24 protein-coding genes are annotated in these 21,969 nt (G+C 47.2%); 18 read left to right on the top strand and 6 right to left on the bottom strand.

Annotated features, from left to right (window positions below; genetic code table 11):
• From BLS44_RS26560 to BLS44_RS13445, 10 genes are all read left to right on the top strand, one after another.
• Window positions 1-651: phage baseplate assembly protein V (locus BLS44_RS26560; RefSeq protein WP_245729210.1), on the top strand; the 651-nt coding region annotated here is incomplete at its 5' end.
• 2 nt (window positions 652-653) lie between these two features.
• Entirely contained in the window at window positions 654-2,042 is a 1,389-nt protein-coding gene (locus BLS44_RS13485; protein ID WP_090390601.1) for a zinc metalloprotease, read from the top strand.
• Complete coding sequence (locus BLS44_RS13480; protein ID WP_143019764.1) at window positions 2,006-2,728, top strand: hypothetical protein; 723 nt, start codon at window positions 2,006-2,008, stop codon at window positions 2,726-2,728. Before BLS44_RS13485 ends, BLS44_RS13480 begins: the two co-directional genes overlap by 37 nt.
• A 10-nt stretch (window positions 2,729-2,738) precedes the next feature.
• Window positions 2,739-4,019 carry a hypothetical protein gene (locus BLS44_RS13475; protein WP_090390599.1) on the top strand — a complete coding sequence of 427 codons (1,281 nt, stop codon included), beginning with the start codon at window positions 2,739-2,741 and terminating at the stop codon, window positions 4,017-4,019.
• Window positions 4,020-4,022: 3 nt separating this feature from the next.
• Window positions 4,023-4,754: a hypothetical protein gene (locus BLS44_RS13470; protein ID WP_143019763.1), complete on the top strand. Its 732-nt coding sequence runs from the start codon at window positions 4,023-4,025 to the stop codon at window positions 4,752-4,754.
• Between the two features lie 19 nt (window positions 4,755-4,773).
• Window positions 4,774-5,616, top strand: coding sequence for a hypothetical protein (locus BLS44_RS13465; RefSeq protein ID WP_090390597.1), 843 nt, complete (start codon window positions 4,774-4,776; stop codon window positions 5,614-5,616).
• 50 nt (window positions 5,617-5,666) lie between these two features.
• Window positions 5,667-6,143: a DUF4280 domain-containing protein gene (locus BLS44_RS13460; protein ID WP_090390596.1), complete on the top strand. Its 477-nt coding sequence runs from the start codon at window positions 5,667-5,669 to the stop codon at window positions 6,141-6,143.
• A gap of 4 nt (window positions 6,144-6,147) precedes the next feature.
• Entirely contained in the window at window positions 6,148-9,093 is a 2,946-nt protein-coding gene (locus BLS44_RS13455; protein ID WP_090390595.1) for a hypothetical protein, read from the top strand.
• A 13-nt stretch (window positions 9,094-9,106) separates the two neighbouring features.
• Window positions 9,107-9,925 (top strand): hypothetical protein, encoded by an 819-nt coding sequence (locus BLS44_RS13450; RefSeq protein WP_090390594.1) that lies wholly within the window; start codon window positions 9,107-9,109, stop codon window positions 9,923-9,925.
• An 8-nt stretch (window positions 9,926-9,933) separates the two neighbouring features.
• Complete coding sequence (locus BLS44_RS13445; RefSeq protein ID WP_143019762.1) at window positions 9,934-10,401, top strand: hypothetical protein; 468 nt, start codon at window positions 9,934-9,936, stop codon at window positions 10,399-10,401.
• A 62-nt stretch (window positions 10,402-10,463) separates the two neighbouring features.
• On the opposite strand, the gene BLS44_RS13440 is transcribed toward BLS44_RS13445, so the two are convergent.
• On the bottom strand, window positions 10,464-11,534 hold the full coding sequence (locus tag BLS44_RS13440; protein ID WP_090390592.1) for an Mrp/NBP35 family ATP-binding protein: 1,071 nt from the start codon (window positions 11,532-11,534) through the stop codon (window positions 10,464-10,466).
• A 104-nt stretch (window positions 11,535-11,638) separates the two neighbouring features.
• Between BLS44_RS13440 and BLS44_RS13435 the strand changes: the two genes are divergently transcribed.
• Window positions 11,639-12,277: a carboxypeptidase-like regulatory domain-containing protein gene (locus BLS44_RS13435; protein ID WP_090390591.1), complete on the top strand. Its 639-nt coding sequence runs from the start codon at window positions 11,639-11,641 to the stop codon at window positions 12,275-12,277.
• 236 nt (window positions 12,278-12,513) lie between these two features.
• On the opposite strand, the gene BLS44_RS13430 is transcribed toward BLS44_RS13435, so the two are convergent.
• Window positions 12,514-12,792 (bottom strand): barstar family protein, encoded by a 279-nt coding sequence (locus BLS44_RS13430; RefSeq protein ID WP_090390590.1) that lies wholly within the window; start codon window positions 12,790-12,792, stop codon window positions 12,514-12,516.
• Window positions 12,793-12,797: 5 nt separating this feature from the next.
• Complete coding sequence (locus tag BLS44_RS13425) at window positions 12,798-13,262, bottom strand: ribonuclease domain-containing protein (RefSeq protein WP_090390589.1); 465 nt, start codon at window positions 13,260-13,262, stop codon at window positions 12,798-12,800.
• A gap of 66 nt (window positions 13,263-13,328) precedes the next feature.
• On the opposite strand from BLS44_RS13425, the gene BLS44_RS13420 reads away from it, so the two are divergent.
• Window positions 13,329-14,219 carry a 3-hydroxyacyl-CoA dehydrogenase family protein gene (locus BLS44_RS13420; RefSeq protein WP_090390588.1) on the top strand — a complete coding sequence of 297 codons (891 nt, stop codon included), beginning with the start codon at window positions 13,329-13,331 and terminating at the stop codon, window positions 14,217-14,219.
• Here BLS44_RS13420 and BLS44_RS13415 read toward each other — a convergent pair.
• Window positions 14,193-14,639, bottom strand: a complete 447-nt coding sequence (locus BLS44_RS13415; protein ID WP_090390587.1) for a type I restriction enzyme HsdR N-terminal domain-containing protein — start codon at window positions 14,637-14,639, stop codon at window positions 14,193-14,195. The two genes, BLS44_RS13420 and BLS44_RS13415, sit on opposite strands and share 27 nt — an antisense overlap.
• 34 nt (window positions 14,640-14,673) lie before the next feature.
• Here BLS44_RS13415 and BLS44_RS13410 point away from each other — a divergent pair, with 34 nt between their 5' ends.
• The 6 genes from BLS44_RS13410 (at window position 14,674) to queA (ending at window position 20,124) form a co-directional block, all read left to right on the top strand.
• A complete protein-coding gene (locus BLS44_RS13410) occupies window positions 14,674-14,901 on the top strand; it encodes a hypothetical protein (protein ID WP_143019761.1) in 228 nt (75 codons plus the stop codon).
• A 52-nt stretch (window positions 14,902-14,953) separates the two neighbouring features.
• Window positions 14,954-15,724 (top strand): AMP nucleosidase, encoded by a 771-nt coding sequence (locus BLS44_RS13405; protein WP_090390585.1) that lies wholly within the window; start codon window positions 14,954-14,956, stop codon window positions 15,722-15,724.
• Between the two features lie 11 nt (window positions 15,725-15,735).
• Entirely contained in the window at window positions 15,736-16,122 is a 387-nt protein-coding gene (locus BLS44_RS13400) for a hypothetical protein (protein ID WP_090390584.1), read from the top strand.
• A 372-nt stretch (window positions 16,123-16,494) separates the two neighbouring features.
• Window positions 16,495-18,225: an ABC transporter ATP-binding protein gene (locus tag BLS44_RS13390; RefSeq protein WP_090390582.1), complete on the top strand. Its 1,731-nt coding sequence runs from the start codon at window positions 16,495-16,497 to the stop codon at window positions 18,223-18,225.
• A 71-nt stretch (window positions 18,226-18,296) separates the two neighbouring features.
• On the top strand, window positions 18,297-18,872 hold the full coding sequence (locus BLS44_RS13385) for a transposase (RefSeq protein WP_090390581.1): 576 nt from the start codon (window positions 18,297-18,299) through the stop codon (window positions 18,870-18,872).
• A gap of 202 nt (window positions 18,873-19,074) precedes the next feature.
• Window positions 19,075-20,124 carry a tRNA preQ1(34) S-adenosylmethionine ribosyltransferase-isomerase QueA gene (queA, locus tag BLS44_RS13380; RefSeq protein WP_090390580.1) on the top strand — a complete coding sequence of 350 codons (1,050 nt, stop codon included), beginning with the start codon at window positions 19,075-19,077 and terminating at the stop codon, window positions 20,122-20,124.
• A gap of 70 nt (window positions 20,125-20,194) precedes the next feature.
• Here queA and BLS44_RS13375 read toward each other — a convergent pair whose 3' ends face one another.
• Complete coding sequence (locus tag BLS44_RS13375) at window positions 20,195-21,082, bottom strand: murein hydrolase activator EnvC family protein (protein WP_090390579.1); 888 nt, start codon at window positions 21,080-21,082, stop codon at window positions 20,195-20,197.
• 23 nt (window positions 21,083-21,105) lie between these two features.
• Complete coding sequence (locus BLS44_RS13370) at window positions 21,106-21,936, bottom strand: lipoprotein insertase outer membrane protein LolB1 (RefSeq protein WP_090390578.1); 831 nt, start codon at window positions 21,934-21,936, stop codon at window positions 21,106-21,108.
• Window positions 21,937-21,969: the final 33 nt, after the last annotated feature.

Below are 21,969 nucleotides of genomic sequence, written 5' to 3'. Positions count from 1 at the left end.
CCTCATGGGGGTGGGGAGAAGGGTCATTTTTTTATACCGGAGATCGGGGAGGAGGTGCTTGTGGGTTTTGAGAGTGAGAGTGCGACGAAGCCGTATGTGATCGGGACGGTGTATCATGGGAGTGCGAACACGCATTTCAGCAATGCGGGCAATGATCTGAAAGTGATCCGCACGCGGAGTGGTCATACGGTGGAGTTCAGTGATGCGGGGGCAGGTACGCATATCATCATCAAAGATCCCGGGGGTAACGAGATCTACCTGGATACGACGGGAAAGAACATCACCATCACCGCCCCCGAAACCATGACCTTTAATGCAAAGAATATGCATTTTAACGTTGGAGAGAACATGACCAGCACTATTGGTAAGGATAAATCGACCAATGTGGGGCAGAACCAGACCGTGTCAATAGGCAGGGATCATGTGCATTCAACAGGACGGTTAAATACCGTAACGGTAGGAGGAGACAGTATGCTCAATATTACCGGCAAGTTAACGGAGATGATCGAAGGCGATGTCCATTCAGAGGCCAAACAGGAACGTATTGAAGCCAGTCAGGGTGATTTTAACCTCAGCTCAAAAAAGAGCCTGCTGAAGCATGCGCAAAAGGTAGTGCAGAACAACAGCGGTGAGAACGGAAAAGCCAACTAACCATGAGCAGAACAAGAATTGTAAAAGGTACCTATACAAAGATCACGCATGGGAATCACAACATGTATTCCCGGGAAAACATTAACTCTTTTGCCGGTGATGTGGTAAAAGAAAAAGGAGAGGATGAAGGTGTATACTATGGTGATCCTGAAGATCCGCCGGCGCAGGACCTCCGGGCCAAATGCATTGTGCAGTTTCGCCCGCATAACAGGTACGATGGGGAGTTTGGTTTTGATTGGGTAAGACAGGGCGATACCGGGGCAAAGGGTGACACCTGGTACCGGGATATTTTGGGAAATATTTCCTATAAGAAGAGGGCCGACGGGACTTTTGATTATTGCTCAGACCAGTTTAACCAGGATACAAAGGTGTATGACAATTTTGTAATGGAGTTTGACCGCTTTTCTGTTCCCTGGAAAATGAATGGTAAATATCCGTTTATTTATTCCATTCCCTTTTTATCCCTGCTGCCTAATTACACGGCCAGGCTGAATCTGAAGGTTGAAGTAGAGGAGGAACCTGAAAAATATGAGCTGGAATGGAACCAGGACTACTTTGATGTTTTATTGTCTGCAGCCATCCCGGTTCAGAAAGGCAAACATGAAGTACCCATGGCCATTGAAATAAAGTGTAAGGGGGAGTTTGAAACGGATCAGAAAATAAACGTATACGCAATAAAAGGTGAGAGCAGGGAGCTGGCAGGCAGGGTGGTAGTTAAAAGGAACCATAAGAAATTTCAAAAGCATATCAGGGTATTGTTTATCAAGGTTCAATGCCCCCAAAAGAAAGCTTCGGTAACCGGGGAGGAGGCATTGCTGAAAAAATTTATGCGGCAGGCCTATGTGAATGTAGAAGTGCAGCATACCTCGTTGATCCTCCGGGAGAACTATGATTTTGAAGAATGGTATAACAATTATGCAAAAGGCGGACCCGATAATCTGCTGGATTACCTGAACCAGATGTTGCAGGGGAACACCAATAAAGCAGGAAAGCCGTTTGGCAAAACTTTTGATTCCTTTTTCAGGGTTTTCTTTTTGCCGGATGCCTGCTCTGTGGAGGCCTGCGGCGGCAAGGGATGGGTGCTGGGACATTCAGAAGATATTCCCGAGGGAAAGTTGCAGAAGAGTGGCAAAAGACACAGTATTTTAATTTTTGACAAAAAGAAAACAGCAGTGGAAACAAGGTCGTCATCGCGGGTGGATGAAGGTACTATAACGCATGAAATCCTGCACTGTATCGGGTTCTGGCATACATTCCTGAATCCGAGCAAGTATACCTTTAAGAAATATACGACCGATAATGTGATGGATTATTATTCCGCTAAAACGAATATACAGGTAAAACAATTATATAAATGGCAATGGGATCTGCTTCATACAAAGTTACCATAGCATTTCAATTAGTTTTCTTATTGGTGATCTGTGGTTTCAATGCGACCTGCAACGGGCAGGATAAAAAGGTGAAGAACGATACGCTACCCCGGCACCAGGAAGACCGCCGGCAAAAAAAAAGCGATATGGAAAGTTTTGATGTTGATGCATATGCAAAAAAGCTGAAAGAGAACCCCGATTACGAAGGGTATCACACAAAAGAGGGTGTGGAGGTTTCCGAATATTATATGCCGGACCAGCAGGCGCCTTCCGACACCTTTAATAAACAATGGGTACAATCATACACCCGCATTGAAGAGCGGCCCGATGGCTACCGTACCGCCTGCCAGTTTGACCGGAACGGCCGGCAGATCAGCGTTGCGTACTATTTTTCAACGGCGCTGGAGATCGGGAAATGGCAGAAGTTTGATAGTACAGGAAAGATTACGGAGGAAGTTGACAAAGACGCCTCTTTCCCGTTTTCACTGGAAAAAGTGATCGCCTTTGGCAAGGCGCATAAAGTTGATTTTGCAAAGACAGGTCGTCTTCGTAGAGGGTATGACAGTACCTATAAAGCAGATGTCTGGAACCTGCGATGGGTGGCAGACGCGCAGGGGGGCGAGCCTTATCAGCAGATATATATCTTAGACGGCGGCACAGGCAGGATTTTAAAAGAGTACAGGGAGGGACCGCCGCAGCGGATTTAACAGGCCAGTTATGAGCAGGACGCGGATTGTAAAAGGAACGTACACAAAGGTTACCCACGGAAATCATGCTATGTTTTCCGGGGCAAATATCAATGCGTATGCAAACAGGGAGATCCGGGAAAAAGGCGCGGAAGAGGGTGTAACGCATGGTGATCCGGAACCGGCCCCTGCAAGCGACCTTACCTTTTTAATACAGGTATTTGATAATAATACCGAAATTAAGGAGGGCGCCTATGTGTTCATCACCGAAAAGCCGGAGATGCCCAAACTGAGAATCGCGCTCACTATCGGCAAAGAGTATAATTATAAGAAGATACTGTTCCGGCTGAAGACGGAATTTGTCTTTAAAGCGTCCGAACTGCCGTTTGACCGTAAGGATGTGGATTATTTTCCTGCAGGGTCCGGCTCCGGCCAAAGCATATTCAAAGAGGCCGCTGCAGGTCAAACGACGAGCTGGGATGTAGACTTCGGGGGCATTTTCCGTGGCGGAACAGCAACGGTTGAAGCGTACGGAGGGGATGGAAGAACGCTGATAAAAAAGTTTGTTTTTTATATAAGAGGCAGGAACCCGCTGAAAAAAACAGTAAAGGATTACCTTATAAGCCAGCAATACCTTTCAAAGTACTGGTTTGTATTTAAGATCATTGTAAGCGAATCCGGGAGTGAGGAGGTTACAGTGGCCCGCCAGTTCTGGGATCCCGAATATGTAAAAGCAAAAGTGAAAGGAAAAACAAAAAAAGTGGAAGCCGGTTACGGACCTTCCGGCCGGGGTATAGAAAGTAAGGGGATGCCCAACTATGGCTTCCCCGATGGATGGGGTGTGGGACAGATCGATTTTGCGGCCGAAAAAAGAGACAAGGCCTCCCTGTCAAAAGCTGATGCAGCCTGGCTGGAGGACCTGGATAAGCATCCCGATTATATATGGAACTGGAAGAAGAACATTGAAATAAAAATGACCCGGAAGATCCCCGAAAAGGTGAAGGCGGCTGTTGCACAGTTCAATAAGCTTTTTAAAGGAGTGAAGAAACTCTCTTCCTTTTCGCAGCAGGAAGGACTGATTACCTATAAGACCTGCCCCAGCACGATCAGTGAATTTTCATCCTTTGGCAGTTATATGCCGGATACGGCTTCGGGTGATTCCGAAAAATCGATCCTGGATGCAGAACTGATCAAACTCTATAACGGAGGTCATTATATTACCGGTATTGATGCAAAGGACCTGCTCCGGATCAACCGGCTAAACAGCCTTGGCTTTAATTATAATGAACGGATCGGCAATGTTAAAGATTAGCGCATGAAACGATTGATCCAACTATGCTCCCTGGTATTTTTGTGTTTCCTTTTTCAGAAAGCACCGGCGGGTAGTACTGCAGGGAATATAACACGCCGGAACGCACCCGGCGCCGGCCGGCAGGATACGCTTCCTTCCGCATTTATACAAAAATGGGTATTGAATCTTGCGGATAAAAAATGTGTGCTGAGATTCCGGTATCAGAAGAACCCGGATGATGGCTCCCTGGTTGTTACCGCATTAAATGAAAGCACGTTGTTCCCCGGATCGTTTTATAAAACGCTGGAGGCCTATTTTGAGTTGACACCGTTTCTTTCTTCCGGTGCGGATTACTCCGAGGTATATGAACGTTGTGATGCAACGGGATTCACCGATAATAGTCATGTATCCTATACAAAGGAACGATATGGCGGCATGACGGCAAAAGCCCTTTATATTTATGATATTGACGGGGATGGCGTGCCCGAAATATTACTGGCCGATAAAGAGGGGTCGTCTGCAGACAATAATATTTATGCTTTATACCGGATCAATAAGAAGACCAACCGGTTTGTAAAAGCAGATCGCTTTTTTAACGGGGCTTTTTTTGGCTGGGATAAGACAAGGAAATACATCATTACCGGTGTGAGTGATACGCGGGAGCGACGCTTGGTAAAGAATAAGATCGCGAACCGTATGCTGGTGCCGGTAAAAAAATGTACCGTAACCGCCAGTGCGGGGCGTGTGTGCTTTTAAACAAGAACTATTATTCGATTTGACCAGTACACGACATAAAAAGAATGAATTTATTTCCCTGCCAAAAGGGGTAGGGGAAAGGCATTATGGGGTAGCGGTAAAATACTACCAGGGAACAGCAACGCAGCCGGATAAGCGGGTCGATTATGAAGCAACGGTAAACCTGGCCGAGCATGAGCTGGGATGGGTATTGCGGCTGAACAAGCAGCAGGTTTATTTTAACCGGCATGAGCCGGATACCATCAGTGAGCGTTTTGGAGCAGCCGTTTCCCGCGCTCTGTACCCGGTAGAGACCGTAATTAACGGGTGGGGCCGGCAGGTAACAGGTATTATCAATCACCCGGCGATCTTAAAGCGATGGCAGACCAACCGGCAACAGCTTTTGGATAAATATGGCGGGCCGGTTGTGGATGATTTTATCAGGGCGGCAGACAAAAAAATAGGAACTCCTTCCCTGGTGCAACGGTCCATGAAATATGATCTGTTCTGGAATTTGTTTTTTCATCCCAAATACATGGCTTACACCGAAAAACTGGAGCAACCGGCAGACCTGTATTTATCCGTGATCCCCTATAAAGCCCCGGTGCGGTTTACGGGCGTGCAGAAGATCATCCCGGAGATAACAGCCTATGGATCTATCATGGTACAGTTTACTTCAGAAGAGCAGGAAGCACCGGAAGCGCTGCTTCCGGAAAACAAAAAGGGAATACCCTGTTTTGTAAAGGTAAACGTGGATTTTGACCTGGATGAAGAATATCATTTTGCTATGCATACCCGGGCATTACTGGAAGTTTACCAAAAGGAGGGAAAGAACACGACAATACCGGTGCGGAAGGTTGAGTTTACAATGTACCAGGTCTGAATACAATGGATACTATAAAAAAGATCGTTAACAAATGAAAAAAAAGGAATATGGCACAAAAAGAAAAAGTGGTTCACGGGGCACTTTGTAAATGCCAGTATGGTACCACACCGGATAAGCTGGCCGTGCTTACCCATAAGAAATGGTATGCCAATGATAAAGAGGGGCGTGAAAAATTACTGGCCACGCATAAGGATATCGGTATCCCGTTTCAGAACAAGACCTTTGGTTCCTGTAAAAAAATGAATAATAACCCTTGTGTACCCAGTATCACAAAATGGGAGGGCTACTATGAAAAGGAAAAATACGATCCCCCGGGCGGCTATGTACTGGTGGAAGATTGTAAAGCTACCTGTGCGGTGGCCGGTATGGCCTGTATAGAGATCATCAAAAGCGGGCAAATAGGACAGCCCACAAAGAAGAATATGGAAAATGCGGACGATGAGTTGCAGGCGCAGGTCAATCCCCTGGTGAATATGAAACAAATGAACCAGAAAGATCCCTATGAACATTTAAATATAAACTAACCTCATGGGCAAGGTAATAAAATGCAAATTTGACAGGACTACAGTTGCCAGTAGTCCGTTCCTGGATCACCTTTTAAAAGGAGAGGTAAAAAGGGGCGATACCATATCTGTAAAGGACGGCTCCAAGATGAAGTTTTATGTTGATGCAGGTTGTTTTGACGACGCTGTGGTATCAACGGAGACGAAATGGGCATTTATTTATGAGCAGTATTACAACAGCGGCGATTCAAAAACCTACAATGGCCTCTGGGCAGATATAGGGGGCGCCGGCGGCGGCAGCAGTACCCCTGGTCAAAAGGCTCCGGATGTAGGTGAGCTGCTCGCAAAAAAAGAAAGCAATGCCCCTGTAACGGCCCTGGGTATTGGCACGCAATACAAAAAAGGAACGGAGTTCTTCATTTCGCCGGCCGGCACCAACTATTATTACGGGTTTAAACAACGGGTTGTGGTATTTACCGGCAACCCGGAGGAGGAATTTTACTTTTTTATTATACCGTATACGGATCCGAATATCACATATGCCTACTTTCATAAGAACATCCGGCCTTTTCGTTTTGGTGATATTGTTAACCTGACCATCTGTTTGCACCAGTACCCTGACTACGTAACAGGGGCAGGGAATTATCGGGCGAATATTTATTTGCTGGATAAGGATAAAGCCGGCGGCATCCATTACACCAAGGATTCACTGGAGCCTCCGGACGAGCTGGAAGACCGGCTGAAGGAGCTGGACCTGTTTAAAAAGGAACATAAAAACAAGGCCTTAACCGTAAGCGGCAGCTCAGGTAATATCAACACTTACCTTAACTTAACATTCCCGTTAAGCCTGGACTGGCGCGACGCCGATCCGGGGAAAAAACAGCGCTATTTTGTGCCGGTAGTAGAGATCATTGAAGTGAAGGAGGGGTTGATACGTGATTCCAGGACGATTGTTGATTTCAGGAATTTTGCAGAGAATCCGAGTACCGGCCTGATGCAATACGACCAGAAATTAATTGGGGTGGAGGCGGTTGCAACCTACAAGGATCAGCCCAACAGCGAGATCCTGGTGGAGTACGAAACAACCGCGGAGATCCTGTCCCGGGTTGAGTCGGAAAAAAGCGAGATGATCCAGTACATAGGCGATATCCAGTACCGGAACAGGGAGCATAACCCATGCGCTTATTCGGTAATAAAGGTAAAGCATAAAGAAAGGTCGTTGGTGGTGTTTGACGAATATGGTATGGGTATGGACGGCACCGAAGATCGTGTGTTTGACATCCTGGCCGGCGACGCGTCTAAAGAAAGTGTTACTGTTACGGCAAAATTCAAAGAGAACGCAAAGGCAAAGGAAGGTCCCATACATGTGGGCGCTTCCTATAAGTGCGACCGGATATTGAATGATGGAATGGAACATAAGACGTCAAAAGATGTATTTAAAATGGGTTGGATCGTTGGTCAGTGGAAGCCGTCAGCATCCAGAAACATGCTGGACTTCTTTTCTGCAAACCGGTTTACGACCTCGTTTTTTGCACCGTTAAACGGATCAAAAGCCCCGCTGTTAAATGCCGGGGTTTATGATAAGACCTATAAAAATGACCAGGAGGCAAAGGGGGTTCCCAAGCCCTCCGGTGAGCTGGAAAAATACCGGCCGGTTTCGGTAGCAGAGGTTCAGGGCTTAACGGACCAGGACTATGAAGTGGCGGGTGATACCCTCACGCTGAAGCTGGCGTATACCTATGACCGGTCTATTGCGGAAGGTACTTCAATGCAGAACCCCGTACTCGATATTTTTTGGTATTTCAAATATTTTTGGCCAACGGAGAAAATGGCACAACAGTATTTCGTACCGGTAACAACCTGCCGGTATCCTAACCAGGTAGCACGTATACGGGTGTTCCCCGATATACAATGGGAAATAGCGCTGACCTATAACTATAACGCCCCCCTCGGATTTAATTCGGGGAATTTATCAACCTATGATGTAGAGGCCGCAAGAAAGAAATATACGGAAATATCCCAGCAGGAGTACGATCTGGCAACAGAGCAGTCTGCATTGGGGAAGTTTAAGCTGGGCTTGTTCAATCCCAAAATAAATGATAAGGATGTAGTAAAGATCGAAGCCGAATTAGCGGAGCGGCTGCGGAAAATCTGTTCCATTTTTTATAAGTTAAAAAAAATGGCCAACGTTGTTGCCTATGGAACAGAAAGCGGGTGTGACGCATTGCGCCGGAAAAAAGTTCCCTTTACCTTTGAAATAGATGCCCCCTCCACGGGACTGAAAATTGCCTGGGGAATGCAACCTTCCCTGGTTGCCGGCAAAACCCATAAAGTAGGGATGCAGGGCTCCCTGGACTGGTTTGCTTCCCCCCTGATAGGAGCGGCACTTACGATCAAACTGCACCAGCTGATCGGGTATATACCCCATCCGCTGGCAAAAGTAATTGACGGGGTTATTTCCGGTATTAATAGCATTAAGGGCGAGCACCTGAACCTGAAATTTGAAGTAAACCTGGTTTTTGAAGGAAAACTGAATATCAATATCCGGGCCTTCCAGATCAATTCCGTTAATACTACGCGGGAAAATTTAAGCACCCCATCCGAAAAGTCTTATATTGAAGGCGTATTTACAGTAAAGCTGGGTATCACGCTGGAAGGCAAAGGTAAAGTGCGCGTTCCCTGGACCCGTTATAACTTTAATTTTGGAGCAAAGGCGGAAGCTTCTTTAAAAGCCTATTGGGATGCTAAGTTAAAATTACAGACCAGGGAAAAAGGACTGATGGGCGCGCTCAGTGGCGGATTCTCGGGTATAAAGGGCCAGATAATTGTAGAAGTGATTGTTGGCCCGGCTACCTTTACCGTTTATGATAAAGAAGATACCTGGTTTAAGCCCGATGATGTTAACCCGGAAAGTGATGTGTCCCGGGACGATGGCCAAAAAGATATTCTTGTACCCTTAATTTCAGAATAAATATAGTCAGACAATGAAAGAACCGTTTTACCATCTTACCTATGCAGGCAGTGATTGTACGTTTAAAATATACTTGAACGGGATATTGCTGGTTGACAATATTGACGGAGTTCCGGACAATGCCGGAACCCAGCTGCTTAACCTGTTCATTGCAAAAAAGGGGAAGCAGCTGCTGAATGTAGAGCTCCTGCCAAACAAAGGGACTGCTGTTGTTCCGGCTACTGCCTATGTCGAAATAGGCTTATATGCAGCAGACCAGGCAAACGATTTTAAAGAGAAGACCTACCTGATCAAAGAGGGAACTAAAACGCCACCGCAACTGCTCCTGGTAAATAATGTGCCTGTTCCCAAAGCGAACTGGGTGGTTGAATTTGATGCAGCAGTACCTTATGTGGCAGAGGCTTTCTGGAAAAATGACACGGATATCAGCAAACTGGATCAGTACCAGGAGCGGATCATTGCGGCGTATGTACAGTTATATGAAACGGTTAAGGAAGGGAATGCCTTCAGGCTTTTTGAATCGCTCCACAGATCTTTTACAAGGATCAATACATCGTTGTATGAAACGGAAAAAGGAAACCAGGACAATCAAAGAATTATTGAAGATCTTATTAAACGGCGGCCGGTAGGAAACCGGGTCTTTGCATTACAGGAAGTTGATTTCAAAAGCTGTAAAGTAAGGCTATATGATGACCGTCGTGTTGCGGATGTTTTAAGAAGCGATGGTAACCCCGTATTGTTTTTTAAGGCCAAGGAAACGGACACCTCAGGTGCTGCCATTGACGTTCGGCTAACCTATGTAGCAAGCGAAAATAAATTTGTTGTAATTTGAGGAAGCCCATGTTAAGAAAACAATTTTTATTAACCCTAACCAGGAGTGTACCTGTTTTGATCCTGGTACCAAATGTATACGGCTGTAGTCGCGCACGAATATTGGAGCCTGCTGCTTTACTGGGTCAGCCGTTTAAAGCACCGGATGGCCGGCATGTTGTTACGGGTAATGCATTCTTCCGGTTCTTTGAAATAAAAGATAACCTCATTAAATTTTATAATGCTGAAATAAGAACGGAGCAGCTGTTTGTAAAAACCTATGGGGAACACATTGATGAGGTTGTTGTGCTTGTAAACAAAGCCTCCTTTCTTCAGGCCCGGAAAGAAGCGGCAGCTGCAGGGGGCACCCCCGAGGTCCGGGAAAATGAATGGGCCCGTCAGTATAAATGGGTAAAAGACGGAATCGCTATTTCCCTGATCGATACAGAGACGCCCGGATTAAACCAGATTATCCTGGAGCGGGCAAAGAAAAGCTAGGACCCGGAAGGAAGGCTGTTTCAGCAGGCACCGCGCAATTTTTCGGATATCCCCGTCGTAACTTATTTTCTTGACGTTTTCTCTGCAAACCGGGCAACTGCTCCTGCAAAGGCTTTAAAAGCGGCCTTCGTAACTTCATCATCGCTCATCATTGCCGGTACACCTATATCTCCCCCTTCCCGGATACTTTGTACCAGGGGAATTTCTCCCAGGAAAGGCAGGTCATATTCGCTGGCCAGGCGCTTTCCTCCTTCCTGCCCGAAAATATAATATTTGTTATCCGGTAATTCCGCCGGGGTGAAGTAGCTCATGTTTTCTACCAGCCCTATAATGGGTGCATTCAGCTGGGCCTGTCCAAACATGGCGATCCCTTTTTTAGCATCGGCCAATGCCACATCCTGCGGGGTGCTTACAATAACCACGCCGCTTACATGAGCAATCTGCATCAGGGTCAGGTGAATATCGCCGGTGCCGGGAGGCATGTCTACGATCAGGTAATCCAGGTCGCCCCAATCCACATCTGTAATAAATTGTTTGATTGCGCTGCTGGCCATGGGGCCGCGCCATACCACGGCCTTGCTTTCATCCACCAGCAACCCGATACTGAGCAGTTTGATGCCAAAGCGTTCCAGCGGCACGATCATGCCTTTGCCGTTTACGTCTTTCATCATCGGCCGCTCGCCCCGTACACCAAACATAATAGGAACACTGGGGCCATAGATATCAGCATCCATCAGCCCCACAGCCGCACCGGATTGCGACAGGGCCAGGGCCAGGTTGGCGGCAACGGTGCTTTTACCAACACCTCCTTTACCGCTTACCACTGCAATAATATTTTTTACGCCCGGCAATACCTTTACTGATGCGCCGGCGGAGGCCTGTGCCTTGGGTGTATGACTGCCAAAGCCGGCCTTTACCACGGCTTTTTCATTTACCTGTGTTTTAATAGCCTGTATACATGCGGTCTTTACCTGCTCCCGGAGCTGCGCATCCGGGCTGGGGAGATCGATGTTAAATGCAACATAGTATTTTTCGATCACGAGGTCCTTTATCATCTCCAGTTCCACTATGTTTTTATGAGATCCGGGAATATGAACAGTGCTCAATGCCTGTAAAACAAGTTCTTTTGTCATTTATTTACTAAAGCTTATGTTAAATTCGCTACAATCTGCAAAGTTAAACATCCTATTGGGCATTTTGTTGTCTTATTTACAAATGGTTACTTAAATTTGAGGCTGTGAAGAAAATAATCATACCGGTTATTGTTTTATTGTTTATAATTCCATCAACTGCGAATGCCCAGTTTGAAAAGGCGCGTGATTCCGTGATCCAGCTTTTCGGTATTGTGATGTCTTCGGACAGCCTGTACGGTATTCCTTCGGTAAGCGTTACTGTAAAGGGGTCCTCGCGCGGAACGATTACCAATGAGCAGGGGGTTTTTTCCATTGCCGTACTGAAAGGAGATGAGATCGAATTTTCGCATGTGAGCTATAAGCCGATCCTGAAAGCCATTCCCCGGAACCTGGAGGGAAATCAATATAATATAGTTGTCTTAATGACGGAAGACACGGTATACCTGCCGGCAGCTATTATAAGGCCCCGCCCCACGCCGGAACAGCTTGCCCGGGACTTTGTAAACGTGAAGGTTGCTGATGATGAATTGGAGATCATCCGGAAAAACAATACCAAGGAAATGCAGCGTGCCATGCTGCGCAAAACGGCTTATGACGGGCGGGAAGTTACCAATATGCAGCTCAATATGATCTCCCAGAAGGCCCGCTACCAGGGGCAGATCCCTCCCATGAACATCTTTAACCCTGCTGCATGGTCCGAATTTATCAAATCCTGGAAACGGGGCGATTATAAACGGAAATAAGAGCAATTAAAGTTTAATGTCAGCCCCGGTTTTCCCAAAGAGGAGCTTCTGCGCATTTCCCTTTTACAAAACAGAAAAGAATCCCGGCCGGATTGCCGGATGTTGAGTTATAACGGGGACTTCATTTTCCCTGGCGGGGCATCCCCGGGGAGCCATCTTTTAGCCCCCGGACAAATTTCCTGATTTTCACGCCCGATAGGAGCTACCGGGCCCACTGGTTGCTTTAGCTGCGGGGGTTAGGGTTTCTTGAGGTAGTATTCAAAGATCAGCTGTTCTTCAAGTTCAGCCGCAGCATCCTCAAATACGGCGATAATATCGCTGAATTTTTCGAGCTGGCCGAGCGAGAGATCGGTAAAGCGGATCAGCACGGGGAGCGCAATAGCACCGGTGAGTACATCGTAGAGCGCATCCAGGTTATTACCGAAGTATTCCGGCAGCTCCAGTTTGGTTATAGCTGTTTTATAAAAATCGGCCTCGGTCCCGATCCGGTCAAAATCAAAAATGATTTCCTGCATATATTTTATTTTTCCTCAAAGGTTTTGTAGTGATCTTTTGTAACGAATACCAGTCCGTCATTTGAAAAAAGAAGCCGGTCCGCGCTGCGGTGTCCGCAATGATAATTAATGTCCGCTTCATACCATTTTCTCCCGCTTTTAACAGGCAATGCTTTTTCACGGTTGCTGAAATAGTCTCCCCCAATAGCCCTGCCCGGCAAGACCTCGCACAGGTTGCCTCCCGCAGCGTTCCAGCCCTTCTGGCGGGCTTCCTGCTTGGTTATATAATAAGCAGGAAGACGGCCGTTCTTTTTCACATACGGCACAACGACCGTTTCTTTTGTGAGCGCCTCTACCGGAGCCGTTGCCCTACTTTGGTCTGTTGATGGCAGTTCCCCCTGTGCAGATGTACCGGTGCTCCGGTATTCCCGCCAAAAATATCCCGCTATAAGGATCGCTGCCAGCAGCAGCACTATGCTTTGTTTTCGCATTTTTATTCCCTTGATCCGGCAAACCTACTGCAAAATTTATTATTCCATTTTTAATTATCTTGCCTTATGATTAAAAATGTTTCCGTTATCGGTGCCGGCACCATGGGCAACGGCATTGCACATGTATTTGCACAAACAGGGCACCCTGTAGTGCTGATCGATATTTCGGCTGCACAATTGGATAAAGCACTTCAAACCATCGCAAAGAACCTGGACCGGCAGCTGGCGAAGGGGGTGATCACTGTGCATCAAAAGGAAGCGACCCTGCAAAATATTACGACGGAAACGGATATAGGGAAGGGGGTGGCTGCCGCCCAGCTGGTGGTAGAAGCGGCTACCGAACAGGAAGCATTGAAGCTGGAGCTGTTCGGGAAGATCGATGCTGCTGCACCGCCGGGCTGTATCCTGGCTACCAATACTTCTTCGATCTCTGTTACAAAAATTGCATCGGTAACAAAGCGGCCCGGCCAGGTGATCGGGATGCATTTTATGAACCCGGTTCCGGTGATGAAGCTGGTGGAAGTTATTAACGGGTATGCTACCCATACCACGGTTTCTGATACCATTATCGCATTAAGCAAAAAGCTGGGGAAAATACCCGCCCTGGCCAATGATTACCCCGGTTTTATTGCCAACCGTATCTTAATGCCGATGATCAACGAAGCGATCTGCAGCCTGTACGAGGGAGTTGCCGGGGTTGAGGCTATAGATACCATTATGAAACTGGGTATGGCGCACCCGATGGGGCCATTGCAGCTGGCGGATTTTATCGGGCTGGATGTATGCCTCTCCATTTTAAATGTGCTGCACAGCGGGTTTGGGAACCCTAAATATGCACCCTGCCCGCTCCTGGTCAATATGGTTCATTCAGGAAAACTGGGCGTTAAATCCGGTGAAGGATTTTATACGTATACGCCCGGAACAAAGGAGCTAATAGTGAGTGAAAAATTCAGGTAATGTTTCGATGGGAGTAAGGCTCCGGGTTTCCTTTTTCCATCCGTAGGTATGGTTCCCATTGGTAATAACCAGGTAAGGGGCCGGCAGGGCAATATTATAACGCAGTACCTGGTTAAGGACCGCATCGTTCAATAATACCTGGTCGGCCTTACACTCGATCAGCATCCAGGGATGATGATCCGGATCGTATACGAGAATGTCGAACCGTTTTTTCAGTTCCCCCAGCCGGATCTCTTTTTCGAGTGCGATGAGGGCCGCAGGATACCGCATCGTCTGCAGCAGGTATTGGATAAAGTTCTGGCGGATCCATTCTTCATCCTGCAGTACCAGCCATTTTTTGCGCAGTGCATCAAAAATATGCGGCTGCCCGTTTCGGGTTTCAATTTTGAACCCGGGTTCCGGATATTGAATGCGTATCATTGGTCCAAAAATAATGGTTTCGCGGTGGAAACCTGTGTATAAAAATGAGTATCTTGCTGGTAAATCGGGTATGCAGGCCGGCTGTTTCTCAAATAAAAAACAGGATAAAAATCGAAGTGCTGATGAAATTGAAAAGATTTCAGGAACGGTTCCTGATGAAAAGGTAGCAACCGGTCCGGATGAAAGCATAGTTGAATGTTGTTTTTCTGGTTACACCAAAGATACAGCAACATTTGAAAGAAAAATGGGGCGGGCAGACTGATGGATTGTTGCAGAATAAAGGTGCCCGCAGATGAATCGTTAAAACAACAGGGATGAAAACAAAGAATGAGATCGTAAAGAACTGGCTGCCCCGGTACACAGGCGAAAGCCTCAAAAATTTTGGGGAATACATCCTGCTGACCAATTTTGGCAATTATGTAAAGCTGTTCGCAGACTGGAATAATGTGGAGGTGGTAGGACTGGATAAACCAATGCAATGTGCTACAGCAGGGGATATTACCATTATCAATTTTGGAATGGGAAGCCCCACAGCGGCTACGATCATGGACCTGCTTACCGCTATTGCTCCCAAGGCGGTATTGTTTTTGGGCAAATGCGGGGGGCTTAAGAAGCGCAATAATGTAGGCGATCTTATTTTACCCATTGCCGCAATTCGGGGGGAAGGTACCTCAGATGATTATTTTCCACATGAAGTGCCCGCCCTGCCGGCTTTTGCATTGCAGAAAGCAGTGAGTACCACCATAAGGGAAGCCAAGACCGACTACTGGACCGGAACTGTGTACACCACCAACCGGAGGGTATGGGAACATGATGAGGAGTTTAAGACCTACCTGCAGCGGATACGGGCCTATGCGGTGGACATGGAGACGGCTACTATTTTTACGGTCGGCTTTTTTAATAAGATACCAACCGGCGCCCTGCTGCTGGTGAGTGATCAGCCCATGATACCCGATGGGGTGAAAACAGCGGAAAGCGATCGGAAAGTGACGGCTAAGTATGTGGAAAATCATTTGAAGATTGGTATTGATTCGCTGAAACAACTGATCAATAACGGTCAAACGGTACGGCACCTGAGATTTTAAAATCATCATACATGAAAATAGGTTTATTTACGCTGGTTATTGCGGCGGCGGTGTTTTCCGCAATAACAGCCTGCTCCTCTAAAGCAACAAAGGGCGGAGGCACCCGTTATAAAGCCCGGTTTGAAGTGGCCGGTATGTGCTCTAACTATACCTTCTCCGTTATTGAAGGAAGAATAGATCCCCTGCTGGTGGCGGCTACATGGACCAATCCCCAAACCAATAAGACCTACTGGAAGGCTTTTGGTATCAGCAATCCCTGCGACTTTCCTTCCGGTATTAAGGAAGGAGATGTTTTTTATTTTGAAATAGTACCGGCTAAAAAAGACCCGCAGTGTGCGGTTTGTATGGCCTACTATCCCACGCCGGAAAGGAAGCTGAATATTAAGGTGGTCCAGTAAGGCGGGATTGGCTGTCTTTTAGAGTGATGATGACGCTGTCAGAATCGTCACCGGCTTCCGGCAAAATGACCGGGGATGGGGGCGCTTTTATAGATATAGTATTTTGCTTCTTTGGCCCGGGCAGCTCTTATTTATTGCAGGGCAGCATTTATTGTAACAGGACTTCATGGATTTCGCAACAGGACGGGAGGGCTGGGGTGTCCGCAGATAGCGCGGAGGGCTGAAGGATGGGACCATCAGCGGGTATCCGGCACCGATCTGGAGGGGATTCAAAAAAATACATTTTTATGCCGGACCAGTCTCGGCAATGATGGTTGCCGGACCGGTGCTAAATTAGCGGGTGTATAAATGATTCATTAAAGTAGCAAAAGAATGCAGCAACCATTGTTGGAGATCCGGGATTTGTGCGCAGATTTTATTTCTGATGGTGTAGTGAACCATGCGCTGAAAGATATTTCGGTAACAGTACATGCGAATGAGATCGTGGCGCTGGTAGGAGAGTCCGGATCGGGCAAGTCGGTAACTTCATTGTCCGTATTACAACTGATCCCCTCCCCCCCGGTAAAATATGTGGGGGGCGCTATCTGTTATTATACAGAAGACGGCGCCAGTATCAGCCTGCTGGAACAAAGCCGGGAGGCAATGCAGACCATACGGGGCAACGCGATCTCAATGATCTTCCAGGAGCCGATGAGTTCACTGAACCCGGTATATACCTGCGGCAACCAGGTGGCTGAAGCCATCCGGGTGCATACCCGTGTAACAAAGGAAGCGGCAAAAGCGCTGGCGATCCGTTGGTTTGAGCGCGTGCAGTTACCGGACCCCCCGGCCCTGTATAACCGTTATCCGCACCAGCTTAGCGGAGGACAAAAGCAGCGGGTGATGATTGCCATGGCAATGTGCTGCAAGCCCCGGCTCCTGATTTGCGATGAGCCTACTACTGCATTAGATGTAACGGTGCAAAAAACCGTATTGCAGCTGATCAGGGAACTACAGCAGGAAACGGGTATGGGGGTGATCTTTATTACGCACGACCTGGGAGTAGTGGCAGAAATTGCCGACCGGGCAGTAGTACTATACAGGGGGGGCATAGTGGAGGAAGGAACGGTGAGACAGTTGTTCAGTTATCCCCAGCATCCCTACACAAAGGCCTTGTTGGCCTGCCGGCCCGTGAATCATAAAAAAGGAACCCGGTTACCGGTGGTCAGCGATTTTACTGATGCGGCAGCAATGCAGCCGCCGGCGCCTGCTGCGGTGACCGTAACCGCACCGGAACCTTTTAATGCCGGCGCCTGCTGCCTGGTAAGTGTGGAGCAACTCTCTGTTTGGTATCCCAAAGAAAGGAACTGGCTGGGGAAGCCGCTTGGCTATACAAAGGCAGTCGATGCTGTGAGTTTTGAGATCTTCGAAAATGAAACACTGGGGCTGGTGGGAGAGAGCGGCTGTGGTAAAACGACGCTGGGACGTGCCCTGCTACAGCTGATTCCTTCAACGTCCGGTAAGATCATTTACCGGGGGCAGGATATGGGTTTATTTAAAAAGGAGGAATTACGCGGCCTGCGCAAGAAGTTGCAGATCATTTTCCAGGATCCCTATTCTTCATTAAACCCCCGGAAAAAGATAGGCCCAGCCATTGAAGAGCCACTGAAAGTGCACCGGATAGAGCCGGATGCGGCAGCCCGCAAAAAAAGAGTAGAGACCCTGCTGGAAAAAGTAGGCCTGCTGCCGGAACACTATCACCGCTACCCGCACGAATTCAGCGGAGGGCAGCGGCAGCGCATCGTTATTGCAAGGGCCCTGGCATTGAATCCTTCTTTTATTATCTGCGATGAATCGGTATCCGCTTTGGATGTAAGCGTACAGGCCCAGGTGCTCAACCTGCTGAATGATCTCAAAAAAGAATTTGGCTTTACCATTGTATTTATCAGTCATGACCTTTCGGTAGTACGCTATTTCAGCGACCGGATCATTGTGATGAACAAGGGGAAAATAGAGGAGAGCGGGCCGGCAGATGAAATTTATGAGCACCCTCAAAGTGCTTATACCCAAAAGCTGATTGCTTCTATTCCGAAGGGAATTACACCCGACCTGTCAGGTCTTTAAGACCTGACAGGTCGGGTATGCAAAAGAACGATTTTTTTTGTACCTTTATATTCACCTAATGTTTAACACCAATGGATAACAGGGATATATACCAGCCTTTATCCCCCGGAGTGTATTATCACATTTATAACCGGGGAAATAACAAAGAAAATATTTTCAGGGAGCCGGATAATTTTGCGTATTTCCTATTGCTTTGGGAAAGATATTTAGCCAGGGATATTGATTTGTTTTGTTACTGCCTGCTGCCGAATCATTTTCATTTCCTGGTAAGGATCAAAGAGTTTTCTCCGGCTGGAAATAAATTGGCGAAAAAATTTTCCAATATGTTTAATGCCTACGCTAAGGCATTCAATAAAAAATATGGCAGAACGGGAAGTTTGTTTCAGAAGCGTTTTAGACGAAAGAAAATAACAGATCATTCCTACTATACAACCATCATCGGATATATTCTTACCAACCCGGTCCGGCATCATCTTTCTGTAACCTCAGGCAGTTACCCCTATTCTGCATATAATAGTTTATTGTCCGAAGAGCCAACGTTGTTATTACGAAACGAACTACTGGATTGGTTTGGCAGCCGGGAGGCACTTATACGTTATATCCGGAACTATGAAAAAGCGCATTTCCCCGGTGATAATACCTGTTAGGTCTTTAAGACCTATCGGGTTGGAAAAAATAAACCGGAAATTACTGCAAGAGTGTTACCTTTGCACGCACAAATCGAAAACCGGTGCCGTAAGACCGGGGATCGAAAGCATAAAACATACTGGTTTCCAGTTTGTTCAAAACTTCCTCCCCCGGGCTTCGCTTGTTTTCGGGTATTGACATTTAAAACCGTTAAACAAAAGAATGAAGCTTTCACAATTTCAATTTGACCTGCCTCTTAACCTTATTGCACAACATCCTACGAAGAAAAGAGAAGATGCCCGCATGATGGTGGTACACCGTCAGACAGGGCAGATGGAGAACAAAAACTTCCGCGATATCCTGGATTACTTTGATGATAAGGATGTTTTCGTGGTAAACAATACCAAGGTTTTTCCTGCCCGCATGTATGGCCGTAAGGAAAAAACCGGTGCCAAAATTGAAGTGTTCCTCTTAAGAGAATTAAATAAACAGAACCGCCTCTGGGATGTGATTGTAGATCCTGCCCGCAAGATCCGGGTAGGTAATAAGTTATATTTCGGGGAAAATGAAGAGTTGGTAGCCGAGGTGATCGACAATACCACCAGCCGCGGGCGTACCATCCGTTTCCTGTGGGAAGGATCAGAGGACGCGTTTAAGGCCCAGCTGGAAGCTCTGGGCGAAACCCCGTTGCCCAAATACATTAAGCGGAAGCCGGATGATGAGGATAAAGAGCGTTATCAGACCGTTTATGCCAAACATGAAGGTGCGGTTGCAGCCCCTACTGCAGGCCTGCATTTCAGCCGTGAGCTGATCAAGCGCCTGGAAATCAAAGGGATCCGCTTTGCCGAGGTGACATTACACACCGGGTTGGGTACGTTTCGCCCGATTGAAGTGGAAGATCTGAGTAAACATAAGATGGATGCGGAGTATTATCATATCGATGATACGGCCTGCCGTGTAGTAAATAAGGCCAAGGAAACGAACCATCGTATCTGTTCCATTGGTACTACTACCATGCGGGCGATGGAGTCTTCCTTTACCGCTCAGAAGCTGCTGAAGCCTTCCGAAGGGTGGACGAACATGTTCATCCATCCGCCTTATGACTTCAATATTGCCAATGCGCTGGTGACCAATTTTCACCTACCTAAAACCAGCCTGATGATCATGACCAGCGCCTTTGCCGGTTACGAACTGACCATTGAAGCCTATAAAAAGGCGATTAAAGATAAGTACCGTTTCTTCAGCTACGGCGATGCATTGCTGATCATCTAGGAGAGGGGTTCCGGTAAGCGCATAAAAAAGCAGGTCCTGTGACCTGCTTTTTCTTTATCGGGCAATGCTGCTATTGCTGGGGAATGGGAAGGAACCAGGCTTTGGGATCCAGGTTCTTATCATCCAGCATCAGGATAAAATCCAGTTTCCCGTAGCCGGTTTCGTCATCACGCCCTACGGTACCGATCACCTGCCCGGTTTTTACTTTTGATCCTTTTACAACCGAGGCCCCGGCCAGGTTGCTATAGGCGGTCACATACCTTCCATGACGGATCACTACGTAAAAGTTTCCGCTGAGTTTGGAAACACTGATCACATCTCCTTCAAAAACGGCTTTTACGGGTGTATTTACCGGAGCGGAGAAGGTATAGCCCGGGTTGTCGCCTACAATATCGGGCCCGGCTCCTTCAATCTTAAACCGGCCAAAACCCTGTATAATGCTGCCTTTATCCAAGGGATAGGGGATCTGGCCCCGGTAGAGCCCAAAATCACCGGTTAAGGCAGCGCTGCTTACAGGGAATGCATTATGGTGCTGGGGAGGAAGTACGGGGTATTGCCGCTGAGGTGCGGGTTCTGCCGGCTGCTCTACCGGGGCCTTGGTCTCCGGGGGCGGGGCGGGGTGATAATAAAGATCTCTTAATGTTCCGATAGTTTTTTTAATACGGCTGATCTCCCGGTCGTTGTCCTGCACCTCTTCGAGGTTGAAAAAGCCTGGTTGCCGCGACATACTGATGATATAACGTTCCTGCCCTTCTATTTTCCGGTTAAGCGTGGTCAGCTGCACCATTGCTTCTTTCGAAACCGTATGTGTACTGTTATAGGCCCGCTGGATCTCGTTAACTTCATTAAGGATCTGTGCCCGCTCTTTTCTTAAAGTGGTTTTTGCATCATCCTGGGCAAATCCGGTCCCGCTCAAAAGTATAAAGCCCAACCATAGCCAATTTCTTATCATAAACATAAGCACTCCAATTTTTAACAGGGTTACTTCTTTGTTTTGTAGCCCTTCGGCACCGAGAATGGCGTATTTAACGCTTCATTAAAGGTGAATGATTTATAGTCTAAATGGATTTCTATCTCCGTTTTATATTTTACATTTATTGTTCTTGATCTTGGGAACTGCGCATTGTTTGTCTTCTCATATGTTCCGTAAGTCAATTCCGCTGTGCGGTTTCTGCCGGCATCTGCGTCTTCCAGCCTGCTCGTTGCTGGTAAATAGCCGGGCAACATAACATTGAGCAGGTTCCTGAAAAATCTTGTGCGGCTGGTCACCTGGAGGGTATCCGCCAGTTTGGTATAGCTGCTGTTGGTTTTGTCGATAAAAACCGGGTTTCCCACCAGGAGGTCCTGCAGGGTACCCAAATCAAGCGGCAGTCCCAGTTGTTCCTGTAAATAAACGTAGCTGGAAGCAATATATTGTTTATTGAGCTTATTAATTATCCGGACGGAATCTTCTGTAATGATTCCCCGGGCCACTTCGATGCCAAGCGGGCCGATTACTGATGCCCAGATGAGACTGTCCTTATGGATCTGCAGCTTTATATCAAAGTTCTTGGTATCCCCTTTGGCCTTATACATCACTGCTGCTTTCCCGGAAAACGTGGTATAGTCAATATGGTTAAGCTTTTCCAGGACAGTGGAGATCGTTTCCGGTGTGGTAACATCCTTTTTGTCCCCGGAATCATCTGTAGATGCTGTTTCTGTTTTTACGGAACTGTCGGCTGCCGGGGTGGTCGGCGTACGCTGTGCTTTTTTTGCTGAGTTGCAGGAAGCAAGAATCAGGGCTGCTGACAAAAACAAAGTAATGTGTTTCATGCTGTGTTTTTTTTAAGAAAAAACTGCCCGGCA

The organism is Niabella drilacis, assembly GCF_900101395.1.
Lineage (GTDB): Bacteria > Bacteroidota > Bacteroidia > Chitinophagales > Chitinophagaceae > Niabella > Niabella drilacis.
This window is presented reverse-complemented; position numbering and strand designations above follow the sequence as displayed.